This is a genomic window from Proteus sp. G2300 (assembly GCF_009915965.1).
Lineage (GTDB): Bacteria > Pseudomonadota > Gammaproteobacteria > Enterobacterales > Enterobacteriaceae > Proteus > Proteus vulgaris.
Genome location: NZ_JAABNK010000023.1, coordinates 507,370 through 527,336, shown reverse-complemented (window position 1 = coordinate 527,336; position 19,967 = coordinate 507,370). Strand labels below are relative to the sequence as shown.

The following is a 19,967-nucleotide window of genomic DNA, read 5'->3' as shown; positions in this document are numbered from 1 at the left end:
TTTGTAGACATTCGCGATAAAACACAAAAAAGATCGTGTTTAAATAAATTTATTAATAGCGACTGCAACACCGTGCTCTTCATTAGAAAGTGTGACGAATTTGGCGACTTTTTTCACTTCGTCAGGTGCATTGCCCATGGCAACCCCTAAAGCTGCATATTTCAGCATGGCTAAATCGTTACCTTGATCACCGATACACATAATTTTTTCTGGCGTAATTTTTAAATGTTCAGCTACTTTTTGGACCGCACTTCCTTTATTGACATGGGTATTTAGCACTTCAATAAAATAAGGGGCACTACGTAATATACTGTATTGTTCGTAAATGTTAGTGGGCAAATATTGGATGGCGTTATCTAAAACGGCAGGGGCATCGACAATCATAAATTTACTAAAATACATATCAGATTGCATTTCATTAAGAGGGCGATAATAAAGCGGTGTCCAAGATAAGAACGCTTCTTGGCAGGTGAAATGGCTAATATGGCGATTAGTGGTATAAATTTTATTGTCACTAATGACGTGAAAATGAACGCCTATCTCACGAGCGAGATTTTCAAAATAGAGGTAGTCTTCAAAATTGAGTAAATCCTGAATAATGACTTCACCATTATCTGCTTGATGAATTTGGCTACCATTATTACTAATACAGTAACAATCCGAAGTATCAAGACCGAGTATTTTTAAATAAGGGGAGATGCCATTAAAAGAGCGCCCTGAAGCCAGTACAATCTTAACACCCGCTTCTTTGGCTCGTTGAACAGCATCTTGTACTTCGGGTGTGATTTCGTGTTGTTTGTTGAGTAAGGTTCCATCTAAATCAATAGCGATAAGCTTAATACTCATTAGCATCCCCATATAAAATAAAAGCAATCATGATAAAGGAAGGACGAAGCGGTCTATCATCACATAGCTTGAGTATTATTTATGTGACATTTAAGGCTATCTGCATAATGCCACACAAATAGAAGGGTTAATCACAACAAGGTGATTGTAAATGTAAAGGTTGTTTGGTTTCTAATACGATCTCTTGATTTTGCCGAAAGTCGAAAGGCGTAATGCCATACTCTTTACGGAACATATAAGTAAAGTGAGATTGTGAACCAAAGCCAAAATCGAGGGCGATATCAAAGATAGAACGTTCACTTGTACGTAATAAATGGATAGCGCCAGCAAGTCTACGTTGACGAATATACTTTCCTAAAGAGGTGCCTGTGACTTCTTTAAAGATTTTCTGCATGTGCCAAAGAGAATACCCAGAATAAGCCGCCAACTCCTCAAGATGGATAACACGGCCTAAATGCTCCTCAATCCATTTACTTAGCGCGCAAACTAATGCGAGATGATTATCTTGTGGCATTACAGTTCCATTTTATCAATGAAGTTAAGGTAAAAATCAAAATTAACTCCCTAATCTTATACAAAAAGTGGCAGACAGAGAAATCCATATTAATGGATAGCTATCTCTTCTCGTTGGCAAAATGTGTAATTAAAATAAAAAGTGTTCATTTTGCCGACTGTTTAAAGAAAAAAAGTACAAATTATCGAGAGTCTGTCGAGGAAGCGTTTACCTTTCATTATGAAAGGTATGCTAAATTTACTCATAGAGATAATTGATTGCGAATTTTATAACAACAACTCCCCGTGTTGTTATCGTATTTAAGCGAATGCTTATAATGTTATTCATCATACTAACAAAATGTATTTAAAGGATTTTAAATTGAACGCAAAGAAAATAATTATTAGTTTAATTATTGCATTAGCCATCAGCTTTGGTCTCTATCTTATGGCTTTAGATAACTTTTGCGATCGCGGAGAAGATTTTCAGCAAGGTCTTTGTCGGTTTACCACATTATTCCCCTCCAAACATAGCTAGAAAATCACTTTTCTTATTATTTTTCGCCTAGCATAAAATGTATTTGTTATTCAAGTCAGATTAGTGTTTTAATGGGGGCTTGAAATAAACAAAATCGTAAATATTAGTTTACATGTTAAGTTGATAAAATAATAAGAGAAGAGGATGTATGGCGAGAAAGTCGCAACAGACAGAACTTAAGCGCGGTCTAAAAAATCGACATATCCAGCTCATTGCGCTGGGTGGTGCTGTCGGCGCTGGTCTGTTTCTTGGTATAGCGCAAACCATTAATATGACGGGCCCATCAGTAATATTAGGATATGCTATTGGTGGTTTTATTGCGTTTATGATCATGCGCCAACTGGGCGAAATGGTTGCCGAAGAGCCAGTTGCGGGCTCGTTTAGTCACTTTGCTAATAAATATTGGAGCCCTTTTGCTGGATTCCTATCTGGTTGGAATTATTGGGTGATGTTTATTCTTGTCGGTATGGCAGAGTTAACTGCCGCAGGAAAATACATTAACTATTGGTTACCCGATATCCCTGTTTGGGTTTCTGTGGCTATCTTCTTTGTCGCAATTAACTTAATTAACCTGATTAACGTCAAAATGTATGGTGAAACAGAATTCTGGTTTGCCATTATTAAAGTGTTGGCGATAGTCGGTATGATTTTATTTGGTAGCTATTTACTGGCCAGCGGTAATGGTGGCCCACAAGCATCGGTCAGCAATTTATGGGAGTTAGGTTTCTTCCCCCATGGTTTTACTGGTTTTATGTCGGCTTTAGCGATTGTTATGTTCTCTTTTGGTGGGCTTGAGTTGGTGGGGATCACTGCAGCCGAAGCTGAAAATCCGAAAGTGAGCATCCCGAAAGCGACTAACCAAGTTGTTTATCGTATCTTAATTTTTTATATCGGTTCATTGTTGGTACTACTTTCACTTTATCCTTGGACTCAAGTTGTGAAAGGTGAAAGCCCATTCGTACTGATTTTCCATAATTTGGATAATTTCTTAATCGCTAATATTTTAAATGCTGTGGTATTAACAGCAGCATTATCTGTTTATAACAGTGGCGTTTATTCTAATAGCCGTATGCTTTATGGTTTGGCAAAACAAGGTAATGCACCACATTCACTTGCTAGTGTGAATAAGCGTGGTGTGCCTGTGATGTCATTACTATTATCAGCAGTTGCAACTTCATTAGGTGTTTTAGTTAACTACTTATTACCCGATCAAGCATTAGAACTATTAATGGCGTTAGTGGTGACAACATTAGTCCTTAATTGGATCATGATCTGTTTAGCTAATTTAAAATTCAGAGCAACAAAAATTAAAGAGGGTGTAGAGCCTTCCTTTAAAGCGCTTTGGTATCCATATGGTAACTATATTTGCCTTGCTTTCTTATGCATGATTTTGGTGATTATCTTATTTATGCCACAAGTGAATATTTCAGTTATTTTAATGCCGTTCTGGATTGCGTTCTTGTGGGTTGGATTTAAGATTTCCCGTATGAAGAAAGCACCAGAGAATGCTCAAGCAAGCCAGGATATTTAAATATTATTGGCTTATTTGATAATAAAAAACGCATCATTAGATGCGTTTTTTTGTGTTTTATTTATATTGTTTGTATTTCTTCTGATAGGAAAAAAGTAAGAAAATTATTGCCAACGTAACCAAGCAAATAATACGTTACCATTGTTGTACGTACCAGGTACATATGTTGCTTGTAGTGAAAGATGACCATAACCCACAGAGACTAGCGGTAATGGCAGTGGCATCGGAATATAGTCATATTCATGGCGTGCTGTAATACTTAGTGTAAATCCTGCCCCCATACGGAAACCGTCTTTATCACCGGGATACCACATTTTCTCAAAACCATAACCTATAATAGGTTGTACTCGGTTATTTGAGTCCATAAATGCCATCGCATAAAGAGAGTGCCAATCACCATCATTGTCATAACGATATTTCCCCATACCAAAACCCCAAGGCGTTTCGTTATAGCGATCCGTTTTTTCTTTATCGTAAGTAAAACGGTTATGCCAAGTCCACACAGGCAAATAGTAGTTATATTGGTCGTTGTCCCAAGTCTGATTGATATTACGTTTGAATTTCCCCCAGTAACTCTCTTCGCTATTAGATTGAGACATATTATTGGTTGTTTGGTGGTTTTCTGTCGTAATAATCTGATGTGGGGTTGAATTATTTTCAGAAGCGAAAGCAGTAGTTGTTAACGCAAGCGAAAACAACGTAGTTGCTAATACGCTAGGGTGAAAATAGGTTGAAAACATAATATAACTCCGAGTACGGCATTGCTATGATTCTGATGATGACAAATAAACGTTACTAATAGTGTTATTTAATCGACAAGTATTTAAGATAAGAGGTATCTGAAACTTGACTTCTTAACTAAAATCTTAAGGGATAAGAATCGGTTATAAAATAAATAAATAAATTTGTTATATTTATGAATGCATTTATTTGGAGCATTCAATATTGTTATCTTTTAATGGTAACGTATTGTTTTTAATTTAAAATTAAGTTTTTATTAGATTGAAAATAAATAGCTGATAAATAAGGATAAAGAGATATTATTTAAGATGAGTCATTTTCAATATAAAAAATTGACCAAATATCTATTTTTATAAATTTATTGAAATATTAGTAAAAATTGATATTAATAACATTAACTTATAAAAAAAGTATTTATTTTCGACGGGATAATAAAGTAATGAATAAAAAGAGTTAAATAAAAAAAAGAAAAATTCCGTGTTGGTTTATAAATTGTTTAAGTTAAGTGAGTTTTATTTAGTGGTGTGTCGATTTTTTGTGCAGATTATCCTAAGGCAAAAACGTGTGAATAATGTTTACTCACATGTTTTCAGGAAATAGATTACTTATTATTGAGATAATTTTTCTTGGCTTATGATAAGTAGCCGATATGGGTATGAGTATCGCGATCTTTGCCCCAGCAGAAAGCATCCCAGTTATTATAGAAATCTTCAATACTGCCAATTAAGTATAGTGGTCTATCTTCCTCAGTTCCATCTGAAGCATAAATATAATGGCCTTTGCTAAAAGCCCATAAAATCATATCAACCCAAAAACCTTTACCATCAGAGATTTGTTCTTCATCAGTAACGACGATATTATGAACTTTAAAAAGATTACAGAAAAAAGTACGAGGTAATTCTCTGATCTCATCACGATGTTTAGGTATACGGGAATGCCAAACTTTTACTTGAGCTGATTTATCTTACTGAATAACAAGCCTCAAAAGTAGGGAGTTAATAAATCGAGATTAGCTATCAAACTAGCATCTTTATCTTGAGCATGCGATACTCCTTATCGCCTGAATTTATAGGCTTTGGCTCGGGGCGCCTTATGGCTGAGATGAACCCGTATAACCTGATCTGGATAATGCCAGCGTAGGGAAGTCAAGGTAACTCTGCTGATTAACAGAGTCCGACTTTTCTGTAACTGGTGAAAGGAGGAGTTAATCAGTGAGATTCAATGCATTGTCTATCGCAGGTACTGACCCTAGTGGTGGCGCAGGTATTCAGGCTGATCTGAAAACATTTTCCGCACTGGGTGTTTATGGTACAACAGTAATGACAGCACTTGTTGCTCAAAATACCTGTGGTGTCCGTAGTGTCTATGATTTATCCCCTGATTTTGTTGCAGCTCAATTAGATGCTGTTTTGTCTGATGTTCGAATTGATAGCGCCAAAATAGGTATGCTCTTTAATGCCTCAATTATTGATGTGGTTTGCGACAAAATTCAGCAATATGCCATTCCTTTTGTTGTGCTTGATACGGTTATGATTGCAAAAAGCGGTGATCCTCTATTACAGCCTGATGCGGTTAATAAAATGGTCAGTCAGCTTTTACCGTTGGTTGATTTGATCACACCTAATTTACCTGAAGCAGCTACACTGCTAGGTTGTGAAGTCGCTCAAGATGAAACAACGATGAAGCAACAAGGTTATGCATTGCTAAAGCAAGGATGCAAAGCCGTGTTAATGAAAGGAGGACATTTAACTGAAGATGAAAGTCCTGATTGGTTATTTACTCAAGATGGCGAGTGGCGATTTACCTCAAAACGCGTTAATACGAAAAATACCCACGGTACAGGATGCACGCTTTCAGCCGCTTTAGCCGCTATTCGTCCTCAAGTCGCTAATTGGCAAATTTGTGTTGAACAAGCAAAAGCCTATTTACAACAAGCGCTAGAACATGCGGATAGTTTAGAGGTTGGGCAAGGTTTTGGTCCTGTACACCATTTTCATCGCTGGTGGTAACAATAAAGCCCCTAAATAATAAGGGGCTTTCATCGTTGAACTTATTAATTAAGCAATAGTGACAGATTTATTCAAATAAACATCTTGTACTGCATTAATCAGGGCAACCCCGTCTTTCATTGATTTTTTGAACGCTTTACGGCCTAAGATCAGCCCCATACCGCCAGCACGTTTATTAATAACGGCGGTGCGAACGGCATCTTCAAGGTCATTATTACCAGAAGCGCCACCAGAGTTAATTAATCCTGCACGGCCCATATAGCAGTTTGCTAATTGGTAGCGAACTAAATCAATTGGGTTTTCAGTAGTGAGTTTCGTGTAAACACGCTCATCAGTATGACCAAAACCAATCGCTTTAAAGCCACCGTTATTTTCAGCCATTTTTTGTTTAACGATATCAGCACCAATAGTTGCCGCTAAATGATTTGCCTGACCCGTTAAATCTGCACTTGCATGGTAATCTACGCCATCTTTTTTGAATGCTGGGTTGCGTAAATAAGCCCATAGTACAGTGACCATACCCAATTCATGAGCACGTTCAAAGGCCATTGAAATTTCTTCAATTTGTCGACGGCTTTCTTGTGAACCAAAGTAAATAGTTGCACCCACTGCAACAGCACCCATTTCAAAGGCTTGCTCTACGCTAGCATACAGTGTTTGGTCATATTGCGCTGGGTAGCTTAGGGTTTCGTTGTGGTTTAATTTCACAAGAAAAGGGATTTTGTGTGCATAGCGACGAGAAACAGAAGCAAGAACACCATAAGTAGAGGCAACACAGTTACAACCTGCTTCAATTGCTAATTCAACAATATTTTTTGGATCAAAATAGAGAGGGTTTGCTGCGAAAGAGGCTGCCGCAGAGTGCTCAACACCTTGGTCAACAGGTAGAATAGACAGATAACCCGTTCCCGCTAAACGTCCGTGATTAAACAGGGTTTGCATTGAACGTAACACGCTATTAGGGCGATTATTATCAATCATGACACGATCAACAAAGTCAGAACCTGGCAGATAGAGATTTTCGCTCGGGATGGTTTGGCAACGATGGTCTAATAATGATTTTGCATCAGCACCTAACAAACTTACTATATCAGTCATTACATACTCCAGTTCATGATGAGATGAGAGTGATTGTCATTTATCTACATTAAGATAACAAGTCACATTGAGGCGGTAACCGGCAGTGGATCGCTTCAGGTAACACAATAAATTCAAATTTATTCCCTAAAAGGGGTTCTCCATCTAAATTAAATACCATTTCATGAGAAGCGCTAATGTTTACCCAGTGACTTTCAAGCTCGATTATCTTGTCATTCTTTTTACGATCAAACAGGCTACTTAAAATAGAAGGGAGCAGTTCGTGAGCTTCTACAATGGTGATATTGAGTTTATTGTCGTTAATTAAGGCTTCAGGGCATAACTGTTGGCCTCCACCAGCTTGACGACCATTGCCGATACCTAAAATAAGAGACTCACCTTTCCAATGAAAGTTTTCAGCTTCAATGGTGCAATAGTCAGCTTTTAAAGTATCAATACGCAAAAGCCCATTAATAAAATAAGCCGCACCACCTAATGCTGATTTTAACGCTTCGGGTGTTTCGGTTGTGATTTTTGTACCAAAGCCACCAGACGCCATATTAATAAAATAGTGGGTCTTATTCACATTGATAATATCAATAGGTACTGAGCGACCTTTAACGGCTAGGTTAAGCGCATTTTCCATATCACGGGGAATTTGTGCGCTGGTAGCAAAATCGTTTGCTGTACCTAATGGAATAATACCAAGCGTAGGTAGAGACGAAGGAGAAAGATGAATGAGTTCAGATGCAACGCTATTTATTGTGCCATCACCTCCTGCTGCAATGACAGTTTCTGCATTCATATTTATAGCTTCTTGTACAAAACGCCGTATATCACTGGATTCCCATGTGACTCTTACTTGGAGGTTAAAACCTTCGTTACGTAATTGGTAAACGGCTTTTCTCAATGCACCGTTGTTAGCATTTTTTCCATTAATAATTAGCAAACTAATTTTACTCATCGATGAGTTCCTTTAATTGAATCACTCTTTTAAAGGTAATGGATATCGAGAAAATTACTATTTTTTTTACAAAGGATAACGAAAAAGGAAAGTGTTTTACGACAAAGCCGATGAGGAAAAAAGAAGAAAGTGAAAAAAGAAAAGGCAAATCCAAGGGAGATTGGATTTGCCAAGGAGGTGGTTCCTAGTCTTACTGTATTCATTCTAGTTCTTTATTTTTCGGAACTGATGATACGGTAAACAAATCATTATTGATGTGATCTGTATTTGAAATTGACCACTTTAAATCAGATTATGACGCTTTACTTCACTTCTACAGCATCAATCTTATGCGGTTGACGTGTTGTTGTACCTTGTAGGTTGCGAATAAGCAGTGCGAAATCTAAATCAACATCTTCCGGAACAGGCAAATAAACCATGTGACCATTACCTGGTGCAACATCTGTTGGCTGTTGTTTTTTGTTAAACAGCGATCCTAACGTGAACTGAATATTTCCGGTTGGTGTCATTAATTCTAGGCTATCACCTAAAACAAATTTATTTTTAACATCAACTTCGGCTAAGCCGTTTACACGTTTACCTGTAAATTCACCGACAAATTGTTGGGTGTCAGAGACAGAATAACCATATTCATAAGTTTGGTACGCATCATGGGTATGACGACGTAAGAAACCTTCTGTATAACCGCGGTGTGCTAAGCCTTCTAATGTTGTTAGCAACGTTGGATCAAATGGTTTGCCTGCAACGGCATCATCAATTGCACGACGATACATTTGCGCTGTGCGGGCACAGTAATAGAAGGATTTAGTACGACCTTCAATTTTCAGAGAGTGCACACCCATTTGTGTTAATTGCTCAACGTGTTCAATTGCACGTAAGTCTTTAGAGTTCATGATATAAGTACCGTGCTCATCTTCGAACGCAGTCATATATTCACCAGGACGTTTCGCTTCTTCGATTAAGTAGACTTTATCTGTTGGCGCGCCAACACCTAAAGTAGGTTCAACATTTTTAACTGGGATTGGCGTGTATTTTTCAACGATATTGCCCACATCGTCTTCTTTGCCTTCTTCGACTTTATATTCCCAACGGCAAGCGTTAGTGCAAGTACCTTGGTTCGGATCACGCTTATTGATATAGCCAGATAGCAGGCAACGGCCTGAGTAAGCCATACATAATGCACCGTGAACGAAAACTTCTAATTCCATATCAGGAACTTGCTTACGAATTTCAGCAATTTCATCAATAGAGAGCTCACGAGACAGGATCACTCGCGTTAATCCCATTTGACGCCAGAATTTTACGGTTGCCCAGTTAACGGCATTGGCTTGTACTGAAAGGTGAATATCCATTTCAGGAAAGGCTTCACGCACCATCATGATCAAACCCGGATCAGACATAATCAGCGCATCAGGGCCCATATCAATGACGGGTTTTAAGTCACGGATAAAGGTTTTTAATTTAGCATTATGGGGTGCGATATTAACCACGACATAGAAGCGTTTACCTAATTCATGGGCTTCTTGAATACCTTTGGCAAGGTTTTCGTGGTTAAACTCATTATTACGCACACGTAAGCTATAACGTGGCTGACCTGCATAAACGGCGTCTGCGCCATAAGCAAATGCATAGCGCATATTTTTTAATGAGCCAGCAGGAGAGAGCAATTCGGGTGTAAACATGGTTAATTTCCTGGTTCTGATTTCAAGTCAGTCCCCCCACACATTGGGTAGGGGTATATCATAAAGGGGAGGATTCTAGCGCTTAAGTGTAGCGAGGTTCAATGTATTACTGAAAAAATATCATCGAAAACGATAAGCTTGGGTCTCCCAACGATACCCTTGACCATAAATTGAGCGAATAAATTCTATTTGATCGTTAAGTTGCTCAAGTTTACGTCGTAAGTTTTTAATATGACTATCAATGGTTCTGTCCGTCACAATGCGGTAATCATCATAAAGGTGATCCATTAGCTGATCACGAGTTAATACTTTTCCAGGCTGTGTGGCTAACGCTTTGAGCAGACGAAATTCCGCTGTGGTTAAATCGAGAATTTTATTGTTATATTGGATTTGATAAGCTTGTTCATCAATCATAACTAACTTATCACTTTGAACAATATCTTGTGGTCGATAATAACGGCGCAATAAGGTTTTGACTCTGGCAACCACTTCTCTCGGGCTGTAAGGTTTACAAATATAATCATCAGCACCAATTTCAAGTCCTAGTAATCTATCCACTTCTTCAGTTTTGGCTGTGACCATAATAATAGGAATATCAGAAAACTGACGTAATTCTTTGCAGACAGTAATGCCATCTTTTCCAGGAAGCATAAGATCTAATAATACAAGGTCGTAATGTTGTTGTTTTACACACAAGTTAACCTCAGCACCATCTGCTAGCCAGTGAGTTTGATAACCCGAAGCTTGAAGGTAATCAATAAGTAATTGGGCAAGTTTAGGCTCGTCTTCAACAATCAGGATTGAATAGGGTGATTCAGATGCTGTCATTTATTGGCTCAATAGTTATAGGCTTAGAGATCATCAGAATATGCGGGTAATTCTATAAGAATTTTCATGCCACCTAAAGATGAAGGCATCGCACTTATTTTGCCATTATGAGCTTCAACGATATTTTCGCAAATCGCAAGGCCTAATCCAGAACCTCCACTGGCACGATTTCGTGAACTTTCTGCGCGATAGAAACGTTGGAAAACGGCTTGATATTGTGAGCCATCTAATCCAGGCGCGCTGTCTTCTAAGATTATTAATACGCAGTTGTTCTCTTTTTTTGTCTTGATATGCAACTGTCCGCCAGAATAGGTATAACGCACACTGTTTTCTAATAGATTATGAAAAAGCTGAATAAGTCGGTCAGGATCGGCTTGTACAATTAATGGAGATACATCATCTAATTCAGTGTATAAGGTAATATCTTTAGTTTGATATGTGTGGCGATAAGACGCGACGGCTAATAAAATCACCTCATTGATATCAATAAAATCTTTACGATAAGTTAAAGAGCCTCTATCTGATAATGAAAGCTGGTGGAGATCATTCACAAGCTTTGTTAGGTTTGTGACTTCAAATAAAAGGGAGTTTAATGTCTCTGCTGTGGGCTTTCTTACTCCATCTTGTAAGGCTTCAAGCTCACCTTTTAAAATGGCGAGAGGGGTGCGTAATTCATGTGAGATATCGGCCATATAATCACGACGAATTTGCTCATTTTTCTCTAGCGTGCTGGCAAGTTGGTTAAAGTCTGTGGCGAGTTGGCTGATTTCATCTTTGCTACTGGGTGTTACGCGAACAGCAAAATCACCGGCGGCTAATTTATGTGTCGCCTCAACAAGTCGCTTAACAGGGCGTATCATATTGCGAGAAAGAATAAGAGTGATCAATAAAGCAAAAAGAGCTGTTAGGCCAGCAATAATCCAACTGGTGCGTAGTTGCTGTTTATCAAAACTAATATCTGCTTCACTACTTATTTTATCAGCCGCACTCACTATTACCCAACCCACAATTTCATCATGAGAGGTAATGGGCTTTTTAAATGTTTCTGCGGGAAATTGATTGTCATGACCAAATAAACGCTTCATGTCTTTATCAACAATCCAAAATTGTGTTCGCCAGCCTCTTGGTGGGGGTCCCTCACTACTTTGGCTTATTTGGTCAATACTGCGTAATATTTGATAAAGAGAACGATCATCTCTATTGAGAAAACGCCAATCACCAGTCAAAGCATATTGATCTGTCAAAGCTTCTGCTAAAAGAGTCGCACGCTGTTCACTGTTTTTCTTGATATAGCCAATAAATCCTTGTTGAAAGCTACCTCGAATACCAATATGCATTGCAAGAACGACAACCATACAGGTGGCGAAAACGACCAAGAACAACTTACTTCTCAGTTTCATGCTTTAGCCTCTTTCTTGCTGATACGTCGTTGTTGCCAACGTTCACGCAGCCCATCAAAAAATAGATAAATAACTGGGGTCGTATAAAGTGTTAAGAGTTGGCTCATTAATAACCCGCCTACGATTGTAATTCCCAAAGGCTGTCTTAATTCTGCGCCATCTCCACTTCCTAGCATTAATGGCAATGCACCAAATAATGCAGCGAGGGTTGTCATAATAATGGGACGAAAACGTAATAGACTGGCTTGAATAATAGCCTCTTTGGCCGACAATTTGCCTTCACGTTGTGCGGTGATCGCAAAATCCACCATAATAATGGCGTTTTTCTTCACAATACCAATCAGCAACATAATGCCGATAAGCGCAATCAGACTAAAGGGAGTATCAAAAAGCTGTAACGCTAATAATGCGCCTACACCGGCAGAGGGGAGAGTAGATAAAATAGTGAGTGGATGAATATAGCTTTCATACAACACGCCTAACACCAAGTACACCGTCACAATAGCTGCTAAGATAAGGATAAGCTGAGATTTTATCGTTTCTTGAAAGATCTGTGCAGTTCCTGCAAAGGTGCCTCTTACTGTATTGGGTACACCTAGCTCAGTCATAGTACGTTCAATAGAATCAATAGCATCAGCTAATGTGTAGCCTTCAGGGATATTAAATGCAATCGTCGAGGCTGCGGATAAACCTTGATGATTAACACTTAATGGTGCATTCGCGGGATACCAATTTGCAAAAGCTGATAATGGAATGCGCTCACCTTGGTTATTAACCACATACATTTTATCTAATGCAGAAACGTCTTGTGTATATTGTTCAGACACTTCCATAACCACCTTATATTGATTCAATGGGGCATAAATGGTGGAGATCTGACGTTGGCCAAAAGCATTATTAAGCAGGTTATTCGCATCACTGACATTAATACCCAGTTGCGCCATGGTATCACGATCGTAAGTCAGTGCCATTTCAGCACCTTTGTCCTCTTTATCTGAGTTAACATCTACAAGCTGAGGCAGTTCACCCAACGCTTTACGCACAATGGGCTCCCATTTGCGCAACTCACTTAAATCATCAGCGAGTAAGGTAAATTGATAACTGGCATTGGCTTGGCGTCCTCCCGCTCTGACATCTTGTACTGGCATTAAAAAGAGATTAGCGCCGGGCTCATCAGCAAGTTTTGCACGTAGGCGATTGATCACTTGGTTGGCACTATCGGTACGTTCTGACAGTGGATTGAGGGAAATAAACATAAATCCGCTGTTAATCCGACCACCTCCAGTAAAACCCGTTACGCTATCCACATCTTTATCTGCATCTATTTCTTGCATAAAACGGGTCATCTTTTCTTTCATTGATTGAAATGAAATACTTTGGTCAGCACGCACAAATCCCATTAATCGGCCTGTGTCTTGGTCGGGGAAAAATGTTTTAGGTGCGCTGATATACAGGTAAGCGTTCAAGCCTAAAGTCGCAAGGAAAATAGTCATAACCCAGCGTCGATGGCGCAGTGCGGTTTGTAATGTGACACTGTAACCTTGCTGAGCACGGAAAAGTAATTTACCAAAACCCCGTAAATGCGATTGCGCTTTAGGTTTCATTCCTTTAAGTAAATGCGCGCACATCATTGGAGTAAGCGTTAAAGAAACAAATAAAGAGATAGCAATTGCTGTGGTTAATGTAATGGCAAATTCTTTAAATAATCGTCCAACAAGACCATCCATTAACAGTAATGGAATAAAAACGGCAACAAGAGAAATACTCATCGAAAGGACAGTAAAACCGACTTCGCCAACCCCTTTTAAGGCTGCATCTTTAGGTTTTAAACCATTTTCAATATGACGAGAGATATTTTCGAGTACCACAATGGCATCATCAACCACAAAACCGGTAGCAACGGTTAATGCCATCAATGAAAGATTATTTAAACTAAAGCCACAAAGATACATGGCTGAAAAAGTACCAATTAATGAAACCGGTACTGCAACCGCAGGAATAAGCGTGGCACGACCTGAGCGTAAAAATAAGAACACCACTAAAATGACGAGTGCTACCGCAATAGCTAATGCGCGTTCAACTTCCGCCAATGAAGCACGGATAGTGGGAGTTCTATCTTGGGCAACTTTTAAATCGACACTGGCGGGAATAAGTTCGCGTAATTCAGGGAGTTCATCACGAATGCGGTTAACCGTTTCAATAATATTAGCGCCTGCTTCACGGCGAATAACCAGCAAAATAGCCGGTTCACCGCCACTCATCCCTGCTGCGCGTGAGTTTTGTACCGAATCAGTGACTTGCGCCACATCGCCTAAACGCACAACAGCCTCTTGATTATAATGTACGATGATTGGGCGATATTCAGCCGCTTTGCTTAGCTCGTCATTGGTTTGAATTTGCCAACGATTTTCATCATTATTGACAAAGCCTTGAGGCCGTCGCACATTCGCTTGGTTAATTGCTTTTCTAACATCATCAAGGCTAACATTTTGGTTAAATAACGCATCAGGATTGAGAGCAACACGTATCGCAGGTAATGATCCTCCACCAACCGAAACTTCACTCACACCTTCAATTTGTGAGATTTTTTGTGCCAGCCTTGTTGAGGCGAGATCGTAAAGCTCCCCTGTGTTTTGGGTATCAGAGGTCAACGTTAAGATCATAATCGGTGCATCAGAAGGATTCGATTTATAATAACGTGGACGACTTGGCATTCCTGAAGGTAATAAGCTTTGTGAAGCATTTAGTGCCGCTTGTACATCTCGCGCTGCTGTATTGATATCTTTATTTAAATCGAATACCAACGTAATGCTGGTACTGCCAAGCGAGCTACTAGAGGTCATCTCATCAATACCCGCAATTCGCCCTAAAGAGCGTTCAAGCGGTGTTGCCACTGATGATGCCATGGTTTCTGGTGATGCTCCGGGTAATGAGGCATAAATATTAATAACGGGATAATCAACCTGGGGCAAAGGAGCAACAGGGAGCAACATAAACCCTAATGCACCACATAGAGAAATCGCCAAACTGAGCAATGTAGTTGCTACAGGTCGTTGAATAAAGAGGGCAAAGAACTTCATGATACAGCCCCGCCGTTATTCTCAATCTGTTTATTGCGGTTTACATAGAGTGATAATTTATCAAACAGTAGATAAATTACTGGCGTAGTAAACAGAGTTAAGATTTGGCTCATAATTAAGCCACCAACCATACAAACCCCTAATGGCTGGCGTAATTCTGCACCCACACCCGTACTTAACATTAAAGGTAAAGCCCCTAAAAGGGCGGCCATTGTGGTCATTAAGATGGGACGAAAACGTAATAAACATGCCTGATAAATAGCTTCGTAAGGTGTTAAACCTTGTTCTCGCTCAGCAGCAAGAGCAAAATCTATCATCATGATCGCATTTTTCTTTACGATCCCGATAAGTAAAATGATCCCAATAATGGCAATAATATCAAGCTCGTTGCCCGCGGCCATTAATGCAAGTAGTGCGCCAACACCTGCGGTTGGCAGTGTAGATAAAATGGTAATGGGGTGAATAAAGCTTTCATATAACACACCTAACACAATATACATGGCCACAATCGCTGCGATAATCAGCCATAACGTGCTAGAAAGCGCACTTTCAAATGCCAACGTCGCACCTTGGAACTGTGTAGTAATATCTTTTGGCATGGAAATCTGCTCTTCAGCCAATTTTACCGCTTTCACTGCTTCTTCAAGCGACGATTGTTCAGCGACATTAAATGAAAATGTTGCTGAAGGAAATTGTTCTTGATGATTAATCGAAAGTGGCGCCAGACGTTGTTCTACAGAAGCGATAGAAAGTAATGGTACCATCGCACCATCTTTACCGGTTAAATGTACCGCTGAAAGTGCCTGTAAACCATTACCACTGCGAATATCTTGTTCTAATACCACGCGATACTGATTGGCTTGTGTGTAGATAGTTGAAATTAAGCGCTGACCAAAAGCATTGTAAAGAGCGTTATCAATTTCACTCATTGAAATGCCTAAACGACTTGCTGAATCTCTATCTACCTTGATATACGCCATCATTCCGTTATCTTGCCAATCACTGCTGATATCCGTTAATTCAGGGCTATCTTTTAGTGCTTGAGAAAGTTTAGGCACCCAATAAGCCAATTCATCTAACGATGTTGCTTGTAGTGTAAATTGATACTGAGTACGAGACACTTGCGTGTCAATCGTTAAATCTTGAGTTGGTTGCAGATAGAGTGTTACTCCCGAAATAGAGGCGATGCGTGCTTGTAGACGAGGGATTATTGTATCGACACGCGAGTCGCGTTGATCAAGGGGTTTTAATGTGATTTGTAATCGGCCCGTGTTTAGTGTTGCGTTACTGCCATCAATACCGACAAAACTGGCAATGTTATCAATCGCGGGATCTTCGATTAGTTTATCAACCACGTGTTGCTGTTTCTCGACCATAGCTTGATAAGAAATAGATTGTGAGCTTTCAATCGTACCTTGCAATAATCCATTATCTTGCAACGGGAAAAAGCCTTTAGGAATAAACAGATACAGTAAGATGGTCAACACCAAAGTGCTGAGTGCAACACCCAGTGTTATCCATTGATGGTTTAAAACACGTTTTAGCCAAACGGCATAAACAGCAATCATTTTTTCAAAAAAACGTTCACATGCCATTTCAAAACGATTGTGTTTGATTTCATTTTCGGGTTTTAGTAATCGCGCGCACATCATTGGTGTTAATGTCAGCGAAACCACTGCAGAGATTAAGATGGCAACCGCAAGGGTGATTGCAAACTCTCTAAATAGCCGGCCAACAATATCCCCCATAAATAACAGCGGGATCAGTACGGCAATCAGAGAGAAGGTTAGCGAAATAATGGTAAAACCAATCTCACCAGCCCCTTTTAGCGCAGCAGTTAATGGTTTATCACCACGCTCAAGGTAGCGGGAGATATTTTCAATCACAACAATGGCGTCATCGACAACAAAGCCTGTCGCAATCGTTAATGCCATTAAGGTGAGATTATTGACAGAAAAACCGCAGAAATACATCACTGCAAATGTACCGACTAATGAAAGTGGTACGGCAATGCTTGGAATTAAGGTTGCGACACCATTACGTAAAAAGAGGTAAATCACCATCACCACAAGGGCGATAGCTAAGCCAAGCTCAAATTGCACATCTTTAACTGACGCGCGGATCGTTGTGGTTCTATCAGTTAAGATCTCAACATTCACTGATTTAGGTAAATTAGAGACTAAATCTGGTAATAAATTACGAATATTATCAGTGGTATCAATAACGTTAACGCCAGGTTGACGTTGAACATTTATAATAATCGCCTGCTCATTATTTGCCCATGCACCTAACTGATTATTTTCAGGCGCTTGCTCGATAGTTGCGATATCAGATAAGCGAATAGGCGCATCATTTTTATAGGCAACGATGAGTTGGCGATAATCTTCTAATGATTTCATTTGGTCATTAGCCGATAATGTTACCGAGCGAGTAGGGCCATCAAGGCTTCCTTTCGCTGAGTTAACGTTCGCGTTATTGATTGCTACACGAATTTTCTCGCTATCTAAACCGTAAGATGCGGCTGCTTGAGCATTAAGTTTGACTCTAACCGCAGGGCGTTGTCCTCCCGCTAAAGCCACTAAGCCCACCCCATTAACTTGAGAGATTTTTTGCGAAACACGGGTTTCAACCATATCTTGCAACTGTGTCATCGGTAATGTTGAGCTAGTCACCGCTAAAGTTAAAATTGGTGGATCGGCTGGGTTTACTTTGCTGTAAATCGGCGGGTAAGGTAAATCAGAGGGTAGTAGATTAGTCGCCGCATTTATCGCAGCTTGTACCTCTTGTTCTGCAACATCTAAGGGCAAGGTTAATTGGAACATCAGTGTGATCACCGATGCACCGCCCGAGCTTTGTGACGACATCTGTTTTAACCCAGACATCTGCCCAAATTGGCGTTCAAGTGGTGCAGTGACCGCTGATGTCATTACATCAGGGCTTGCGCCAGGATAGAGAGTAACAACCTGAATAGTTGGATAATCAACTTCAGGTAACGCAGAGACAGGTAGCATTCGATAGCCGACAATCCCAGCTAAGAGTATGGCGACCATAAAAAGGGTTGTTGCAACAGGGCGCAGAATAAATAAGCGAGATGGGCCACCGCCTGTACCGTGTTTTTTTTCGGTCATTACGCTTTCTCCGCAATTACACGGTCATTTTCTTTATTTTGAGGTGCTGTAGGTGTCACGATTTCGACTTTCGCACCTTGTGTTAATCTATCCACACCATCTGTTACAACACGCTGATCTGCCGATAAACCAGACGCTATCACAACTTTTTCTGCATTTTGTAGGGCGACTTCTACGCGTAATTTACTAACTTTATTTTCGTTATCCACAACCCAAACAAAGTGACCTTCATTACCCATTTGCAGAGCAGCATTCGGAATAACAACCGCTTTTTCTAACGTGGTAACATAAAGACGGACATTGACGAATTGATTAGGAAATAATGTCGCCTCTTGTTGCGGAAAACGCGCTTTTAACTTAATGGTGCCAGTTGTAGCATCAATTTGGTTATCAACACTAAATAACTTTCCTTGCGCTAATTCAAATTGGTTATTTCTATCTAATGCGGTGACAGGCAAGTCAGCATTATTTTTACGTGCTTGAATGACCTTTGCTAAATCTTGTTCTGGCAATGTAAAAAGCACATCAACGGGATCCATTTGATTGATGACCACAATCGGTGTTGATGAACCACCTGAAATATAGTTACCCACATCAACTTGTTTTAATCCCACTCGGCCTGAAATAGGTGCCGTAATTTTGCTGTAAGTTAATTGCAGTTGTGCATTACTGATCGCAGCTTCATCAATACGAATACTTGCTTCTGATTGTTTCACTAAGGCTTGTTGATTATCCAACTCTTGTTGTGAAACTAAATGAGTTTTTGCCAGTTTCTGATAACGCGTTAAATCAAGTCGCGCATTGGCCAACGTGGCTTGATCTTTTGCGAGTTGTCCTTTGGCTTGGGCTAATTGCACTTCAAATGGGCGAGCGTCAATTTCTGCTAATAAATCACCTTGTTGAACGTGTTGTCCTTCTGTGAAATGTAAAGCCATTAATTGACCTTCAACACGACTCGTCACTATTACGCTATTGGTTGCTTTCACTGTGCCTAAAGCCGATAAAAATTGAGGCACATCTTCTTGTGTTGATGTTGCAACTTGAACGGGAGGCATAGGAGGACGGCGAGATCCAGCTGTACCTCGACTTTGCGAATGTGTTGCTTGAGCCCCTTTATTTTCAGGCGACATTGTTTTTGCTGTATTAAATTGCCAATAAGCGTAACTGCCTGCGATGACGGCGATTAAAGCGATAATAAGAGAAACTCTTTTTTTAGCATTTTTATTTTTATTCATTACTTTTGTGATCCTACTGGCAACTAGCTAATCAGAAATACTGAAATGAAAATCTGGAATGGTGACATTCTACCTGTTTCTTCACAGTTAAAAATGGAGGAAATATGGAAATTAAGTCAAGGAATGTGTTTTGTTGGCTCTATTTTAAGCAGTTAAAATAAAAAGGCACTGGCATTATTTTATCATTGTTATTTAATAAGCGATTATTTATTGAAAAACACACAAACAACAGCGTGGTTTAATTGTTTATATAGGAATTATTAAGTGGAAAATAATTTATTGATAATCAGTAGGTTATTTTGCTTGATGTTTTTTTAACCGCATAACTATTTTGTACAAATGCCCTTAACTATGATAAAACGCAATAGTTAGTTATAATTCTTAGATAATTATGCTTTCCAGTGATAGAATGCCAA

Annotated in this window: 14 protein-coding genes and 1 riboswitch; of the genes, 3 read left to right on the top strand and 11 right to left on the bottom strand. The window is 39.5% G+C overall.

Features of this window, described 5'->3' with window-relative positions:
• Positions 1 to 39: 39 nt before the first annotated feature.
• The gene (gene yidA / locus GWI97_RS13930; protein WP_036936005.1) at positions 40 to 846 is read right to left on the bottom strand and encodes a sugar-phosphatase; all 807 of its coding nucleotides are present in this window, start codon (positions 844 to 846) and stop codon (positions 40 to 42) included.
• A gap of 127 nt (positions 847 to 973) precedes the next feature.
• Complete coding sequence (locus GWI97_RS13925) at positions 974 to 1,360, bottom strand: helix-turn-helix domain-containing protein (protein ID WP_006533085.1); 387 nt, start codon at positions 1,358 to 1,360, stop codon at positions 974 to 976.
• Positions 1,361 to 1,699: 339 nt separating this feature from the next.
• On the opposite strand from GWI97_RS13925, the gene mgrB reads away from it, so the two are divergent.
• Positions 1,700 to 1,876, top strand: a complete 177-nt coding sequence (gene mgrB, locus GWI97_RS18550) for a PhoP/PhoQ regulator MgrB (protein ID WP_164526450.1) — start codon at positions 1,700 to 1,702, stop codon at positions 1,874 to 1,876.
• A gap of 148 nt (positions 1,877 to 2,024) precedes the next feature.
• Positions 2,025 to 3,407, top strand: a complete 1,383-nt coding sequence (locus GWI97_RS13915; RefSeq protein WP_036936012.1) for an amino acid permease — start codon at positions 2,025 to 2,027, stop codon at positions 3,405 to 3,407.
• Positions 3,408 to 3,511: 104 nt separating this feature from the next.
• Here GWI97_RS13915 and pagP read toward each other — a convergent pair whose 3' ends face one another.
• Positions 3,512 to 4,147, bottom strand: a complete 636-nt coding sequence (pagP, locus tag GWI97_RS13910) for a lipid IV(A) palmitoyltransferase PagP (RefSeq protein WP_087802197.1) — start codon at positions 4,145 to 4,147, stop codon at positions 3,512 to 3,514.
• 1,072 nt (positions 4,148 to 5,219) lie between these two features.
• Positions 5,220 to 5,308, top strand: a riboswitch (TPP riboswitch).
• 51 nt (positions 5,309 to 5,359) lie between these two features.
• On the opposite strand from pagP, the gene thiD reads away from it, so the two are divergent.
• Positions 5,360 to 6,157 carry a bifunctional hydroxymethylpyrimidine kinase/phosphomethylpyrimidine kinase gene (thiD, locus tag GWI97_RS13905; protein ID WP_036936018.1) on the top strand — a complete coding sequence of 266 codons (798 nt, stop codon included), beginning with the start codon at positions 5,360 to 5,362 and terminating at the stop codon, positions 6,155 to 6,157.
• A 48-nt stretch (positions 6,158 to 6,205) separates the two neighbouring features.
• Here thiD and fbaB read toward each other — a convergent pair whose 3' ends face one another.
• From fbaB to GWI97_RS13865, 8 genes are all read right to left on the bottom strand, one after another.
• Positions 6,206 to 7,255 carry a class I fructose-bisphosphate aldolase gene (gene fbaB, locus GWI97_RS13900; protein ID WP_036936021.1) on the bottom strand — a complete coding sequence of 350 codons (1,050 nt, stop codon included), beginning with the start codon at positions 7,253 to 7,255 and terminating at the stop codon, positions 6,206 to 6,208.
• Between the two features lie 49 nt (positions 7,256 to 7,304).
• Positions 7,305 to 8,198, bottom strand: a complete 894-nt coding sequence (gene yegS / locus GWI97_RS13895) for a lipid kinase YegS (protein ID WP_036936024.1) — start codon at positions 8,196 to 8,198, stop codon at positions 7,305 to 7,307.
• A 302-nt stretch (positions 8,199 to 8,500) separates the two neighbouring features.
• Complete coding sequence (gene trhP / locus GWI97_RS13890) at positions 8,501 to 9,880, bottom strand: prephenate-dependent tRNA uridine(34) hydroxylase TrhP (protein WP_036936027.1); 1,380 nt, start codon at positions 9,878 to 9,880, stop codon at positions 8,501 to 8,503.
• 120 nt (positions 9,881 to 10,000) lie between these two features.
• On the bottom strand, positions 10,001 to 10,708 hold the full coding sequence (gene baeR / locus GWI97_RS13885) for a two-component system response regulator BaeR (RefSeq protein WP_036936029.1): 708 nt from the start codon (positions 10,706 to 10,708) through the stop codon (positions 10,001 to 10,003).
• A gap of 23 nt (positions 10,709 to 10,731) precedes the next feature.
• On the bottom strand, positions 10,732 to 12,108 hold the full coding sequence (baeS, locus tag GWI97_RS13880; protein ID WP_036936032.1) for a two-component system sensor histidine kinase BaeS: 1,377 nt from the start codon (positions 12,106 to 12,108) through the stop codon (positions 10,732 to 10,734).
• Positions 12,105 to 15,188 carry a multidrug efflux RND transporter permease subunit MdtC gene (gene mdtC / locus GWI97_RS13875; RefSeq protein ID WP_036936035.1) on the bottom strand — a complete coding sequence of 1,028 codons (3,084 nt, stop codon included), beginning with the start codon at positions 15,186 to 15,188 and terminating at the stop codon, positions 12,105 to 12,107. Before mdtC ends, baeS begins: the two co-directional genes overlap by 4 nt.
• The gene (locus GWI97_RS13870; protein ID WP_036936038.1) at positions 15,185 to 18,316 is read right to left on the bottom strand and encodes an MdtB/MuxB family multidrug efflux RND transporter permease subunit; all 3,132 of its coding nucleotides are present in this window, start codon (positions 18,314 to 18,316) and stop codon (positions 15,185 to 15,187) included. Before GWI97_RS13870 ends, mdtC begins: the two co-directional genes overlap by 4 nt.
• Positions 18,316 to 19,551: an MdtA/MuxA family multidrug efflux RND transporter periplasmic adaptor subunit gene (locus tag GWI97_RS13865; protein ID WP_036936041.1), complete on the bottom strand. Its 1,236-nt coding sequence runs from the start codon at positions 19,549 to 19,551 to the stop codon at positions 18,316 to 18,318. Before GWI97_RS13865 ends, GWI97_RS13870 begins: the two co-directional genes overlap by 1 nt.
• Between the last annotated feature and the right edge of the window lie 416 nt (positions 19,552 to 19,967).

Bases quoted from the DNA above. Each gene is read 5' to 3' on its own strand.
- yidA (WP_036936005.1), bottom strand. From the start codon at position 846: ATGAGTATTAAGCTTATCGCTATTGATTTAGATGGAACCTTACTCAAC.
- GWI97_RS13925 (WP_006533085.1), bottom strand. From the start codon at position 1,360: ATGCCACAAGATAATCATCTCGCATTAGTTTGCGCGCTAAGTAAATGG.
- mgrB (WP_164526450.1), top strand. From the start codon at position 1,700: ATGTATTTAAAGGATTTTAAATTGAACGCAAAGAAAATAATTATTAGT.
- GWI97_RS13915 (WP_036936012.1), top strand. From the start codon at position 2,025: ATGGCGAGAAAGTCGCAACAGACAGAACTTAAGCGCGGTCTAAAAAAT.
- pagP (WP_087802197.1), bottom strand. From the start codon at position 4,147: ATGTTTTCAACCTATTTTCACCCTAGCGTATTAGCAACTACGTTGTTT.
- fbaB (WP_036936021.1), bottom strand. From the start codon at position 7,255: ATGACTGATATAGTAAGTTTGTTAGGTGCTGATGCAAAATCATTATTA.
- yegS (WP_036936024.1), bottom strand. From the start codon at position 8,198: ATGAGTAAAATTAGTTTGCTAATTATTAATGGAAAAAATGCTAACAAC.
- trhP (WP_036936027.1), bottom strand. From the start codon at position 9,880: ATGTTTACACCCGAATTGCTCTCTCCTGCTGGCTCATTAAAAAATATG.
- baeR (WP_036936029.1), bottom strand. From the start codon at position 10,708: ATGACAGCATCTGAATCACCCTATTCAATCCTGATTGTTGAAGACGAG.
- baeS (WP_036936032.1), bottom strand. From the start codon at position 12,108: ATGAAACTGAGAAGTAAGTTGTTCTTGGTCGTTTTCGCCACCTGTATG.
- mdtC (WP_036936035.1), bottom strand. From the start codon at position 15,188: ATGAAGTTCTTTGCCCTCTTTATTCAACGACCTGTAGCAACTACATTG.
- GWI97_RS13870 (WP_036936038.1), bottom strand. From the start codon at position 18,316: ATGACCGAAAAAAAACACGGTACAGGCGGTGGCCCATCTCGCTTATTT.
- GWI97_RS13865 (WP_036936041.1), bottom strand. From the start codon at position 19,551: ATGAATAAAAATAAAAATGCTAAAAAAAGAGTTTCTCTTATTATCGCT.